We start from the raw sequence: 12,842 nt of genomic DNA, 5'->3' as shown, positions 1-12,842 counted from the left end.
GAGTGATAACGACTAAAAACCTCCTATCTTCTGATGTTTGCAACAGTACTGTTGAAAATATCCGGTAGACTGAAAAACAAAATGTGCTCACAACTTCGATGAGCTCACAACTTTTCTTTGACTTATTGCACAAGGGGTACCGGTGAAATTTACTATCGAACGTGATGTCCTCACAGAAGCAGTCGGCTGGACTGCTCGATCACTTTCACCTCGACCACCTGCACCTGTTCTATCAGGGCTGCTAATTACCGCAGCCGAAGGAGAAGTCTCCATCGCAAGTTTTGACTACGAAACCTCTGCGAAACTCAACGTTAGTGCCACTATTGAAGAAGAAGGCGTAGCTCTCGTTTCTGGAAGGCTTCTTGCAGAAATCTGCCGTTCCTTGCCTAATGCAGATGTTAATGTCAGCGTGCATGATTCGAAAATGCACATTCAGTGTCGCACTGCAAGCTTTAACCTCAGCACCATGCCAGTAGCTGACTACCCAGAATTGCCAACACTGCCGACGATTTCAGGAACAGTTGAAGGGAACTCGTTTGCGAAAGCTGTATCGCAAGTTGTTGTTGCCGCTTCTAAAGACGATACCCTCCCCATTCTTACCGCTATTTTGGTAGAGATTGAGGGGGAAAAAATGACGTTGCTTGCCACTGACCGTTATCGTCTAGCAATGCGCGAACTCACCTGGGCGCCAACGTCATCAGATATCCAAACTGCGGTACTAGTTAAAGCAAAAACTATGTCAGAAGTAGCTAAAACTCTCGGCGGAGCAGGAGAACTGAACATAGCGCTTTCTGACTCTCATGAGCTAATCGGCTTTGAATCAGGTGGACGTCGAACCACTAGCTTGCTTGTTGACGGAGAATACCCGAAAATTCGATCACTATTTCCTGACTCAACACCAATTCACGCAATTGTTAGAACTTCCGATTTGCTTGAAGCCGTACGACGTGTATCGCTTGTTGCAGAACGTAATACACCAGTGCGTCTTGTCTTTAGCGAAGGCCAAGTCACTTTGGATGCTGGAACTGGCGAAGACGCTCAAGCAACGGAAACGCTGAGCGCTCATCTTGAAGGTGAAGAGAGCATTACGGTAGCGTTTAACCCTTCCTACCTTTCAGAAGGTCTTAACAGTTTCGGAACAGAATTTATTCGATTCTCTTTCACTGATCCTGCAAAACCCGCTTCTATTTCAGGGCAAAAAGAATTGATGGGTGAAGACGAAAGTGACTATCGATACTTGCTCATGCCTGTTCGCCTGCCTAATTAGTTACGTCTCTTACCTCTAAGGACTGTGTGAAGAACGGAAGGTTTGTGTGTACATCGACCATATTTCGTTGATGAACTACCGTACCTACTCGCTACTGAATTTACCGTTATCTACCGGTGTCACTGTATTCCTTGGCGCTAATGGGGTCGGTAAAACCAACATTGTTGAAGCTATTAACTACACTGCGGAGCTTTCTTCACATCGAGTATCTCATGATGGGCCTTTAGTTCAGGTGGGGGCGCAACGAGCATATATACGGACTCGTGTTGTGAGAGGAAAATGGCAGACCATCACTGAATTTGAAATTGCCCCAGGGCATAGTAACCGTGTCCGTATCAATAGAGCTGCTCCGGTTCGTGCCCGTGAAGCATTGGGGATTACCTCGACGGTGTTTTTCTCGCCTGAAGATTTACAACTCGTTAAAGGTGAACCTCAATGTCGGAGACGTTTTGTTGATGATTTGGCTGTTTCTCTGCGTCCTGTTGTTGCTTCTTACCGAAGTGATTATGAGCGAATCCTCAGACAACGAAATTCACTTCTGAAAACGATGAGAGGTGGACGAATCACTGAGGAGCATCGTCATACGTTGAATATCTGGAATGAACAGATTGCTCAAGCTGGGGCATTACTTGTTCATTCTCGATGGAATGCGTTGGCGCGCTTAGTTCCAGAAATTCAATACGCTTATCAGCAGCTCACTGACGGGTCTAAAGCTATTGGCATTACCTATGAATCAACAATTTTTCCTGATATTACAGAACGGACCTTGCCGCAAGCAGCACAGCTGAGTGTTGCTGAGATTAGTAAGGCTTGGATGCAAGCAATAGAAGACAAACAATCTGAAGAAATTGAGCGTGGAGTGAGCCTCATCGGTGTTCATCGCGATGAGATGATATGGAAAATTGGTGATATACCCGCTAAAGGTTTTGCATCTCATGGGGAGAGCTGGTCCTTAGCTCTAGCGTTAAAACTAGGTTCTTGGTACGTTCATAGAAAAGATCAACAAAGCGTAGAATCGTGCCCTATTCTTATCCTCGATGATGTCTTTGCTGAGCTAGATACTGCGCGCCGGAAACGTCTTGGTGCAATCGTATCTGACGCTGAACAAGTGTTAGTAACATGTGCTATTGAAGAGGACCTTCCGCAAGAGCTTGGTGAAGATATCACTATGATTAGAGTGACTCCGGGGCATGCGTCTCTTGCTTGAGTATCTTAATGGCATATCGTAGTGAAAGAACTGTCTTCTCATGAATTTTGATGAGCAATACGCCCAAGCACCAGCAATTATGCTGCAAAGAATGCGTTATGCTGCTTCTGAGAGAGGAGAAGCTCCTCTCAAAGGGTATGCTGCCCGAAAAATTCTCAAAGATTTTAGTGCTTCTATGGTTCAGCAACCGGGAAAGAAGAAGCCACAACAATATTATCAACGGCATAATATTGCTCAAATGGGTGGATATACCGGCGCTGGTGAAGATTATCGTGATCCTCAACCTTTGAGCTACGCTATTGATAAATTAATTCGTAGTCGAGGTTGGAAAGAGCCTGTTGCTGTTTCTTCTGTTCTTGCTCGTTGGAAAGAACTCATGGGAGAACACGTTGCCGAGCATACAACCCCTGAAAAATATCAAGACACTAAAGTCACTATTCGATGTACATCTACTTCGTGGGCTACCAGCTTAAAGCTGATGAAAGAAGAAATATTGAAGATGTTTGAGAGGGAACTTGGTGCCGGTATTGTCACCGATATTATTATTTTGGGGCCCCATACACGACAATGGAAACACGGAAAATTAGTTGCGCCTGGAGGGCGTGGTCCACGAGATACCTACGGATAGTTTTCTCATCTAAGAAGAGAATCTCATAGCAACGGGGAACCTATTGCGTAATACCCTCGTGCGCTAGAAGCGCTGATTCTAGGCGTTCTAGCGGGTGCATACTAAGAATAACCCTTACAAAAGGCAACAAAGAGGGCGATATCTCCCTACTTTCCGGTAGAATTGAGCGTAAATGTACTGCGCATTTCTAACTCTGCATCGCTCATTAAATGAGCAATTCATGCAACCTTTGCTCATAGTAATGAGCGAGGTTGTAAGAGGTCTTGATGGGGGTGCGCTAAATCTTACTCAAGGAGCCTTATACCTGTGGCAACTGAAGAAACACCTCATGAATATGGTGCAGCCGATATTACGGTTCTCGAGGGGCTAGAAGCTGTTCGTAAGCGTCCTGGTATGTATATCGGTTCAACTAATGAACGCGGTCTGCACCACCTCGTCTACGAAGTTGTCGATAACTCTGTTGACGAAGCTTTAGCTGGGCATGCTGACCACATTGAGGTGACAATCCTCGAAGATGGTGCAGTGCGCGTTAGCGATAACGGGCGCGGTATTCCTGTTGATGAACACCCCACCGAACACAAGCCTACTGTAGAAGTCGTGATGACGATTTTGCATGCTGGCGGTAAATTTGGCGGTGGCGGATACGCTGTCTCTGGCGGCTTGCACGGTGTAGGTATCTCCGTTGTGAATGCGCTATCTACACGCGTAGAAACTCAGGTGCGACGTCAAGGATACGCTTGGAACATTTCCTTCGAAAACGGTGGTGTTACAAAGAACCCATTGACTCGTGGCGAGGCGACAGAAGAAACTGGTACGACTCAGACGTTCTGGCCTGATCCTGAAATTTTTGAAACAACTATTTTTGATTTTGAAACCCTTAGGGCACGTTTCCAACAGATGGCGTTCTTAAATAAGGGGCTCACTATCTCTCTCACTGATCAGCGAGAGGTTCTCCCCCAAGACGAAATCGCTGGGGATGAAAAGAAAAAGGGCGAACAACTCAATCGAGTGAGCGCAGATGCCCAAGGGTATAAGAGTGTCACTTACCTCTATGAAAACGGTCTTTTGGACTATGTTAAATTCCTTAATAGCTCTAAAAAATTAGAGACTATCAACGATGAAATTATCGCATTCGAAGCAGAAGATACTGAACGTATTATGAGCTTGGAAGTAGCGATGCAATGGACCACCGATTATAAAGAGTCTGTTCACACCTATGCTAATACCATCAATACACATGAAGGTGGTACACATGAAGAAGGCTTCCGCGCTGCATTGACATCTTTGGTGAACCGTTATGCTCGTGATAACAAGCTGTTGCGAGATAAAGACGATAACCTCACCGGTGAAGATGTTCGTGAAGGTCTGACTGCTGTTGTCTCTGTAAAAATTTCTGAGCCCCAGTTTGAGGGGCAGACAAAAACGAAATTGGGCAACTCTGAGGCAAAGTCTTTTGTTCAGCGTGAGATGTCTGATCATTTAGGTGACTGGTTTGAGCGTAATCCTCAGATAGCTAAAGACATTGTTCGTCGTGCAATTACTGCGTCTAACGCTCGTTTAGCTGCTCGTCGCGCTCGCGAGACAACTCGCCGTAAAGGGTTGCTAGAGACAGGTTCAATGCCTGGAAAGCTTAAAGACTGTTCGTCGAAGGATCCCTCGATTTCTGAAATTTATTTGGTGGAGGGTGATTCTGCAGGTGGTTCTGCAGTTCAGGGGCGTGACCCAAATACTCAGGCGATTCTTCCTCTACGTGGAAAAATTCTTAACGTAGAGCGTGCTCGTCTTGATCGTGCATTGGGTAATGCTGAGATTCAGTCGATGATTACTGCTTTTGGTTCTGGTATTGGAGAAGAATTCAATATCGAAAAAGCTCGCTATCATAAGGTTGTTTTGATGGCGGATGCAGATGTTGACGGTCAGCATATTACGACGTTGTTGTTAACTTTGCTTTTCCGCTTCATGAGACCTTTGATTGAAGCTGGGTATGTGTATTTGGCTCAGCCTCCGCTGTATCGCATTAAATGGTCTAACGCTCCACACGATTATGTGTATTCTGATGCTGAGCGTGATGAGGTTGTTGCTCGAGGTCTTGCTAATAACCAGCGTCTCCCTAAAGACAATGGTATTCAGCGTTATAAAGGTCTTGGAGAAATGGACTACACCGAGCTTTGGGAAACAACAATGGACCCTCAAAAACGCACTCTCTTGCAGGTGACTGTAGAAGATGCTGCTGCAGCTGATCAGGTTTTCTCTGTTCTGATGGGTGAAGATGTTGAGGCCCGACGTGACTTTATTCAGCAGAACGCAAAAGATATTCGATTCCTTGATGTCTAGGGAATATGTGCATAGCACAAGCGTTATATAACGCTCAAGGAATATAAATCAAGGACGAAAAGAAACGGAAAACTTCACATGAGCGATGAAACTCAGAATGATTCCACAGAACCTATTGAAGGCGAAGTTGTAGGAAGTTCTTTAGCGGCAGCAACTACCGTTCACGGACGAGTGAACAAAGTAGACCTCCGCTCAGAAATGGAACGTTCGTACCTAGACTACGCAATGGCTGTCATTATCGGACGTGCTTTACCGGATGTACGTGATGGGCTAAAACCTGTGCACCGCCGAGTCATCTACGCGATGTACGATGGCGGCTATCGACCTGAACGAGCTTTTAATAAATGCGCTCGCGTGGTCGGTGACGTGATGGGTCAGTACCATCCCCACGGTGATAGCGCTATCTATGACACCTTGGTACGTCTGATTCAGCATTGGACCATGCGTTACCCGCTCGCGCTAGGTCAAGGAAACTTTGGTTCTCCCGGTAACGACGGAGCGGCAGCTTCTCGTTACACTGAGACGAAGATGGCCCCTATCGCATTAGAAATGGTTCGTGATATCCACGAAGATACCGTGGACTATCAAGACAACTACGATGGTAAAAACCAAGAACCGACTGTTCTTCCCTCACGTATTCCTAACCTATTAGTCAATGGCTCCTCAGGTATTGCGGTAGGTATGGCAACCAACATCCCTCCTCACAACCTACGTGAAGTAGCAGAAGGTGTGGAATGGTTCCTTAAAAATCCTGATGCAACCAACGAAGAACTTCTTGACGCATTGTTAGAACGGGTCAAAGGTCCTGACTTTCCTACTGGTGCAACTATCCTTGGACATAAGGGCATTGAAGATGCTTACCGTACAGGGCGCGGATCCATTACGATGCGTGCTGTGGTTAACGTCGAAGAGATTCACGGCCGCACGTGCCTCGTCATTACCGAACTCCCCTATCAAGCAAACCCCGATAATCTTGCTATTAAAATTGCTGACCTTGTCAAAGAGCATAAGATTACCGGTATCGCTGATTTACGTGATGAAACTTCTGGCCGTACCGGACAGCGTCTAGTTGTCGTTCTCAAACGTGATGCTGTCCCTAAGGTTGTCCTGAACAACCTTTATAAGCACACCCAGTTGCAAGAAAACTTCTCTGCTAACATGCTTGCCGTTGTTGATGGTGTGCCTCGTACACTCTCTTTGGATGCGTTTATCCGCCACTGGGTAAATCACCAAATTGAGGTTATTGTTCGACGTACTCGTTATCGTCTACGTCAAGCTGAAGAAGAAGCACATATTCTTCGCGGGTTGCTCAAAGCTCTTGACGCTTTAGATGAGGTCATTGCGCTGATTCGTCGTTCTGCAACAGCTGACGATGCTCGCAGTGGATTGATGGCATTGCTTGATATTGATGAAGCTCAGGCTCAAGCAATTCTTAATATGCAACTACGTCGTCTAGCAGCTTTGGAACGTCAGAAGATTCAAACTCGTCATGATGAATTAATGCGTTTGATTGCAGAATATAACGAGATTATCGCTTCTGAGGCTCGTCAGCGTGAAATTATCTCTGAAGAACTTGCCGATATCGTCAATCGTTATGGTGATGATCGTCGTACCAAGATTCTGATGGGCTATGACGGTGACATGTCGATGGAAGACCTTATTCCTGAAGAAGAGATGGTCGTAACCATTACCCGTGGCGGATATGTTAAACGTACTCGCTCTGATCAGTATCGAAGCCAGCACCGTGGCGGCAAGGGCATTAAGGGTGCCGCGCTACGTGGTGATGACGTTGTCGAACAATTCTTTGTCACAACAACACATAACTGGATTCTTTTCTTCACTAATCTGGGCCGCGTCTACCGTACAAAGGCTTATGAACTAATGGAAGCCGGTCGTGACGCTAAAGGTCAGCATGTTGCTAACCTCTTAGCTTTCCAGCCGGGCGAGACCATAGCCAAAGTGATGGAGCTGAAATCTTATGAGGACGCTCCCTACCTTGTACTAGCTACTAAGGGCGGTCTGGTGAAGAAGACCAAACTAAGTGATTACGATACCAATCGTACTGCTGGTGTTATTGCTATTAACCTACGTGATGGCGATGAACTTGTTTCTGCTGGGCTTGCCTCGGCCGAAGACGATTTGATGCTGATCTCTCGCAAAGGTCAGTCATTACGTTTTACTGCAACTGACGAAGCGTTGCGTCCGATGGGGCGTGCAACTTCTGGCGTGACGGGCATGAAGTTCCGTGACGGTGATGAACTGTTGAGTATGAATGTTGTTTCTGATGATTCGTATGTTTTTGTTGTAACCGAAGGTGGCTATGCAAAGCGTACGAAGGTCGGAGAATACCGTATTCAAGGTCGTGGCGGTCTTGGTATTAAGGTCGCTAAGTTGGCTGAAGATCGTGGTGACCTTGTGGGAGGTCTGATTGTTGAAGACGATGACGAAGTCTTAGTCGTTATGCAATCAGGTAAAGTTGTTCGTACTTCTGTTGCTGAAGTTCCTGCTAAAGGACGTGACACCATGGGTGTTATTTTTGCTAAGCCTGGCAAAAATGACCATATTGTTGGTGTTGCTCGTAACCAAGACCGACAGCTTGAAGAAGAAAATGATGGTGAACGCACCGAAGCGGTCGATAATACAGTACCGTTAGAGAGTCATCAGCTTGAGTCTGAGCAAGTAGTAGCTCAGAGTTCTGAAGAGAATGCACACGGAGGTAACTAAGAGTGAGCACTACCGGTACTAGCACCCGTAAACAAGGTGCACGCCCTACTGCGAATAAACAGCGTGCGGGGGCTCGCAGCAACGGCACACGTTCTGCTGCTCACCGCAATAAGCCGTTGGTGCGTCCTGCGCCTCGCTCTAAAGTTCGTCGTGCTCGCCTTGTTGTTGCCAAAGTTGATACATGGTCTGTGGCTAAGCTAGTTTTCTTGCTTTCTGTTGCTGTGGGTATTGTTTTTGTTGTGTCTTCAGTGGTTTTGTGGCTTGCTATGCAGGCTACAGGATTGTTTGATGGCATTAATGATCTTTTGACGATGCTTGGCACTACTGGCAACCATATTGATATTTCTAATTTCTTGTCGTTGGGGCAGGTTGCACTGTACACCACTATGATTTCTGTGGTGAACGTTATTCTCTTTACGTTGCTTGGTGTTATTGCCGCGATGCTGTACAACATTGCTGCAAAGCTTGTTGGCGGTATCGGTCTGACCTTGACTGATGACTAGAAATTTTCCTTGTTTCCTTAGAACGTTATAAATGTGACCTAAAATACCCAATATCGATTTGGAAAAGTCGAGAAGGTCGTGTAAAGTTTTATTTCGTCCTAAGGGACAGGTAAGGGCGTATAGCTCAGACGGTTAGAGCGCTTCGCTGATAACGAAGAGGTCCCAGGTTCAATTCCTGGTACGCCCACTTCCTTACCGAAAGGCAAAAATGAAAAAGATACTTGTCGTTGTTTCAACAACAGTTCTTGGATTGTTTTTGACGAAGAAGGTTCAGGAAAATCAAGATGTTAAAAAATCTTGGAAAGAATCTACGGATTCTTTATAAAATCTCATAGAGGTTATAGCCGAGGGGGCGTGGCGCAATTGGTAGCGCACCTGCTTTGCAAGCAGGGGGTTAGGGGTTCGAGTCCCCTCGCCTCCACGTTTCGGTGATTATAGCAAGAGGGAAACGCCCGGATCCATCCCGAACCCGGAAGCTAAGACTCTTTGCGCCGATGGTACTGCACTGGGGACGGTGTGGGAGAGTAGGTCGTCGCCGAGCTATTTTTATGGTTGAGAATGACTCCAAGCCTTGTAGAGGTTTGGAGTCATTTTTTATATCCAGAGTTATATAGTCTTTGTGATGAGTATCCCACTGTTTTTAAGGTGAACAGTTGGTAAACAGCATCTAAAGATGGGGTTTAACTCATTAATCCCCTAGGTGAACTATTCCTAAGCCAACATAAACCAACATATTTATTAAGTGAATCAACTTTGTTTTATGTCGATTGTAAACCTGTTATTTAGGGTGAGTTTATAACTTTTTAACCTATTATTATTTTCTTGGTAAAGATTAAGTTGCGTTTACTGTTTGTTAATGTTGTTTTATATTGCTTTTTTATGGTTGTTTTTACCGTGTTCACCTAGCTTCCTATACCGAATAACTATGTTCATAATCAAAGGGTGACTACTGAACTTATTATCTTAGCTATCGTGGTTCTTACGGCTTTAGCCTTTGACTTCACGAACGGATTTCACGACACCGGAAACGCTATGGCAACTTCTATTGCCACCGGTGCTCTCAAACCTAAAACTGCTGTAACTCTTTCTGCTGTTCTTAACCTCATTGGAGCATTCCTCTCTGTAGAAGTTGCTCGCACTGTAGGTAAGGGCATTGTTAATCTCGATGCTGTTGCTGGTGACAATTCAGGGCTCCTCCTGATTGTCTTCACCGGACTTGTCGGCGGTATCTTATGGAACGTTCTGACATGGCTTCTCGGATTGCCTTCTAGCTCTTCTCATGCCCTATTTGGCGGATTGATTGGCTCAGCCATTGCAGCTTTTGGATTCTCTGGTGTGCAGTGGAGCGGTGTCGCAGCGAAAATTGTTATCCCCGCTGTGATGGCACCATTCGTTGCGGGTATGGTTGCAACGGTAGGTACCTGGCTTATCTACAAAATCTCCCGCCCCGTCTCGGATAAAAAGAAATACGAAGGATTCCGTTGGGGTCAGGTTGGTACTGCGTCTTTGGTTTCACTGGCACACGGCACAAACGACGCTCAGAAAACCATGGGTGTTATCTTCCTAGCGCTTGTTGCTTCCGGAGAAATTACGCCCGATGCAGATATTCCTTTCTGGGTTAAATTTACTTGCGCTCTTGCTATCGCTCTTGGTACGTACTGGGGTGGCTGGCGCATTATTCGCACCTTAGGTAAAGGGCTTGTCGAGATTGATACACCTCAAGGTATGGCAGCTGAAGGATCCTCTGCCGCTATTATCTTGACCTCTTCCCACTTCGGTATGGCACTGTCTACAACCCATGTAGCAACAGGGTCTATCCTTGGTACTGGGCTCGGTCGCCGCGGTGCTGAAGTTCGCTGGGGTGTTGCTGGACGTATGGTTATCGCTTGGATTATTACCTTGCCTGCTGCAGGTAGTATCGGCGCAATAACGTGGATGATTGGGCACTATCTCAATGCTGTAACAGGTAGCGGGTTCTTAGGTGAACTGGCCGTATTCCTTATCCTCATCGGTTTCTGCTTGTGGATGTATCTACATTCCAAGAAAGCTCCTGTTGATGCGTCAAACGTCAACGATGAGTGGGGAGAATCTGGTGCCGATAAACAGTCCAAAGAATCAGTTCAAACACTTAAATCTGGTGTCTCTGAAAATACAGCCCATAAGGTGGGTGCCTAAAATATGAGTCTTTTTGAAATTGCACAGAGGGTCGTCCCTGTAATTCTTACAGGCCTAGTGTTCGGTGCTGGTATTCCAGCTTTCTACGCTATTGGCTTGAGAATGCTTGCTGGAACAACCGAATACACCGCAGATGGGCGCCTCATTGAGGTGGAGCCACCATCTTCATTCCGTAAACTCATCGCTTATAGTATCTTTGCAGTGATTGTCCTTGTTATTATTATGGGAATCTTATGGATTGCTAAAGATTTTATTTATCATTCCACAGGGTTTAACCTATTTGGTGTGGCGGGATAGGATGTCTCGTCTTTGAATCCCTAGCAAAGGAGTAGCGGGATGCCTCAGAGAAATATCGTCTCTCGTGTTATTGACTGGTTGAGTGTCGGTTACCCCGAAGACGTCCCGGTACAGGATAGAGCGGCCGTTATGGCAGTGTTGCGTCGGCGTTTGACCGATGCTCAGCTCGAAGAAGTTATACGTAAATTGATGCTTTCTCGTGCTGCTCGTGGTGAAGACTATGTTTCTGATCAGCGTATTAACGAATACATCAGAAAAGTAACTGACGATGTCCCTACTCCTGAAGAAATTGACCGTGTAGCTCGAATTCTCGGTGCTCATGGGTTGCATATTTCAGAGAATCACTTCAGTGCTGAGGACTCGGTTGAAGAGACTGACACTGATGGGTACGTCGAGTACATCAATCCCAGTGAGGAAGAAAAGCGTATTGCTGAATCAGCTGCTTCTCGAGTTCACTTAGATGGTATTACGAAAGAACAATAATTATCGATATTCGCTCAGATGCGGATGTCGTACCTAATCTTTCTTAGAGATAAGAGAGGTGCAATCGCATCAGTAGTCCGTAGCGAAATGCACGTGGGGAGCACCTTGTAGCGGGGTGCTCCCCACTTTATTTAAGAGATAAAGTGTTGCAAGTCATAACTTCTTGATTTGCTCATGTTTTGATCAGTGTTGTAGACTCTTATATGTAACACCACGGGGGCGTGGCGCAATTGGTAGCGCACCTGCTTTGCAAGCAGGGGGTTAGGGGTTCGAGTCCCCTCGCCTCCACGTTTCGGTGATTATAGCAAGAGGGAAACGCCCGGATCCATCCCGAACCCGGAAGCTAAGACTCTTTGCGCCGATGGTACTGCACTGGGGACGGTGTGGGAGAGTAGGTCGTCGCCGAGCTATTTTTATGGTTGAGAATGACTCCAAGCCTTGTAGAGGTTTGGAGTCATTTGTTTATCTCTAAACAATTCACCGCATATGACGGCTTGAACCATCCTCCCCATAGCTATTTCTGCCTAACAAAAACTTGCATGCTCTTATTCAGCTTCTTGATATTCCTATAAAAATACCCCTAATGAATAGATGCGACATCCAATCATCAGGGGTATTTTGAAGAAGGAATCTCTTGAATACTCCTTCGCTCATTATCTGAGCATAAGAACTAGCTCTGAGGAGTCTTCCAAGGATCCTCTACTGGCTGAGACGCTTTATACGCAGCATAACCTGCAACTGCTCCAGCAACAATCAAACCAAGGAAAACCAAGGACTTGTTTCCACCCTTAGTGGCTTTTTTCTGCTCTTTCGCATAAGCCTTCGCAGCTTTAACCGCCTGCTTCTGTGCATTCTTAAGAGCTTTCTTATTTCCAGTTGCCTTCTCAACAAGGCTCTCAGCCTGCTCCGGAATATCGAAAGAACTTAATTTATCTGCAGCAACAGCAGCAACCTCGCCACTCTTCGCGCGGGTCTTTTCTGCATACTTCTGAGCAATTTCACTAGCCTTGGCTGCCTGAGCTTCAGCAAGCTGAGTAAGCTTCTCAGCTTTCTTGCCGGTAGCTTTCTGAGCCTTAGCGAAAGTCTTTTCTGCAAGCTTCTGAGCTTTCGACACTTTACGTGCACACACCATGAGGTCTGCCTTTCTCTATCGTTACACCATAAAACAAAGTGTCCTATGGAAAATTATGATCAATACCTAGCTTACGTACTATTTTCCTAAAA

General features: G+C 46.0%; 11 protein-coding genes, 3 tRNA genes and 2 rRNA genes. 15 read left to right on the top strand and 1 reads right to left on the bottom strand.

Annotated elements, in window-relative coordinates:
• Positions 1–142: 142 nt before the first annotated feature.
• The 15 genes from dnaN to rrf (ACN08Z_RS01120) all read left to right on the top strand — a co-directional run bounded on the left by dnaN (position 143) and on the right by rrf (ACN08Z_RS01120) (position 12,026).
• Positions 143–1,267, top strand: coding sequence for a DNA polymerase III subunit beta (dnaN, locus tag ACN08Z_RS01190; protein ID WP_419102800.1), 1,125 nt, complete (start codon positions 143–145; stop codon positions 1,265–1,267).
• 46 nt (positions 1,268–1,313) lie between these two features.
• Positions 1,314–2,474: a DNA replication/repair protein RecF gene (gene recF, locus ACN08Z_RS01185; RefSeq protein WP_419102799.1), complete on the top strand. Its 1,161-nt coding sequence runs from the start codon at positions 1,314–1,316 to the stop codon at positions 2,472–2,474.
• A 40-nt stretch (positions 2,475–2,514) separates the two neighbouring features.
• Positions 2,515–3,102, top strand: a complete 588-nt coding sequence (locus ACN08Z_RS01180) for a DUF721 domain-containing protein (RefSeq protein WP_419102798.1) — start codon at positions 2,515–2,517, stop codon at positions 3,100–3,102.
• Positions 3,103–3,408: 306 nt separating this feature from the next.
• Positions 3,409–5,436, top strand: a complete 2,028-nt coding sequence (gyrB, locus tag ACN08Z_RS01175) for a DNA topoisomerase (ATP-hydrolyzing) subunit B (RefSeq protein ID WP_419102797.1) — start codon at positions 3,409–3,411, stop codon at positions 5,434–5,436.
• Between the two features lie 78 nt (positions 5,437–5,514).
• Positions 5,515–8,160: a DNA gyrase subunit A gene (gyrA, locus tag ACN08Z_RS01170; RefSeq protein WP_419102796.1), complete on the top strand. Its 2,646-nt coding sequence runs from the start codon at positions 5,515–5,517 to the stop codon at positions 8,158–8,160.
• Positions 8,161–8,162: 2 nt separating this feature from the next.
• A complete protein-coding gene (locus tag ACN08Z_RS01165) occupies positions 8,163–8,663 on the top strand; it encodes a DUF3566 domain-containing protein (protein ID WP_419102795.1) in 501 nt (166 codons plus the stop codon).
• Positions 8,664–8,776: 113 nt separating this feature from the next.
• A tRNA-Ile gene (locus ACN08Z_RS01160) sits at positions 8,777–8,850 on the top strand.
• A 21-nt stretch (positions 8,851–8,871) separates the two neighbouring features.
• Positions 8,872–8,988 (top strand): DLW-39 family protein, encoded by a 117-nt coding sequence (locus ACN08Z_RS01155; protein ID WP_419102794.1) that lies wholly within the window; start codon positions 8,872–8,874, stop codon positions 8,986–8,988.
• Between the two features lie 23 nt (positions 8,989–9,011).
• Positions 9,012–9,084 (top strand) — tRNA-Ala (locus tag ACN08Z_RS01150).
• Positions 9,085–9,087: 3 nt separating this feature from the next.
• Positions 9,088–9,204: ribosomal RNA gene (gene rrf, locus ACN08Z_RS01145) — 5S ribosomal RNA — on the top strand.
• Between the two features lie 401 nt (positions 9,205–9,605).
• The gene (locus ACN08Z_RS01140) at positions 9,606–10,838 is read left to right on the top strand and encodes an inorganic phosphate transporter (protein ID WP_419102793.1); all 1,233 of its coding nucleotides are present in this window, start codon (positions 9,606–9,608) and stop codon (positions 10,836–10,838) included.
• Between the two features lie 3 nt (positions 10,839–10,841).
• A complete protein-coding gene (locus ACN08Z_RS01135; RefSeq protein WP_419102792.1) occupies positions 10,842–11,135 on the top strand; it encodes a hypothetical protein in 294 nt (97 codons plus the stop codon).
• Positions 11,136–11,174: 39 nt separating this feature from the next.
• Positions 11,175–11,618 carry a DUF3349 domain-containing protein gene (locus ACN08Z_RS01130; protein WP_419102791.1) on the top strand — a complete coding sequence of 148 codons (444 nt, stop codon included), beginning with the start codon at positions 11,175–11,177 and terminating at the stop codon, positions 11,616–11,618.
• A gap of 215 nt (positions 11,619–11,833) precedes the next feature.
• Positions 11,834–11,906, top strand: a tRNA-Ala gene (locus ACN08Z_RS01125).
• A 3-nt stretch (positions 11,907–11,909) separates the two neighbouring features.
• Positions 11,910–12,026 (top strand): 5S ribosomal RNA (gene rrf / locus ACN08Z_RS01120).
• Positions 12,027–12,288: 262 nt separating this feature from the next.
• Here the strand turns inward: rrf (ACN08Z_RS01120) and ACN08Z_RS01115 are convergent.
• Positions 12,289–12,750 carry a hypothetical protein gene (locus ACN08Z_RS01115; protein WP_419102790.1) on the bottom strand — a complete coding sequence of 154 codons (462 nt, stop codon included), beginning with the start codon at positions 12,748–12,750 and terminating at the stop codon, positions 12,289–12,291.
• Between the last annotated feature and the right edge of the window lie 92 nt (positions 12,751–12,842).

The sequence above is a fragment of the Rothia sp. P7181 genome (assembly GCF_048513015.1).
Taxonomy (GTDB): Bacteria; Actinomycetota; Actinomycetes; order Actinomycetales; family Micrococcaceae; genus Rothia.
Note: the sequence above shows the minus strand (reverse complement) of the source record. Positions and strands in the feature narration are given on the sequence as shown.

Coding starts and splice junctions, on each gene's coding strand:
- ACN08Z_RS01180 (WP_419102798.1), top strand. CDS start 2,515: ATGAATTTTGATGAGCAATACGCCCAAGCACCAGCAATTATGCTGCAA.
- gyrA (WP_419102796.1), top strand. CDS start 5,515: ATGAGCGATGAAACTCAGAATGATTCCACAGAACCTATTGAAGGCGAA.
- ACN08Z_RS01155 (WP_419102794.1), top strand. CDS start 8,872: ATGAAAAAGATACTTGTCGTTGTTTCAACAACAGTTCTTGGATTGTTT.
- ACN08Z_RS01135 (WP_419102792.1), top strand. CDS start 10,842: ATGAGTCTTTTTGAAATTGCACAGAGGGTCGTCCCTGTAATTCTTACA.
- ACN08Z_RS01130 (WP_419102791.1), top strand. CDS start 11,175: ATGCCTCAGAGAAATATCGTCTCTCGTGTTATTGACTGGTTGAGTGTC.
- ACN08Z_RS01115 (WP_419102790.1), bottom strand. CDS start 12,750: ATGGTGTGTGCACGTAAAGTGTCGAAAGCTCAGAAGCTTGCAGAAAAG.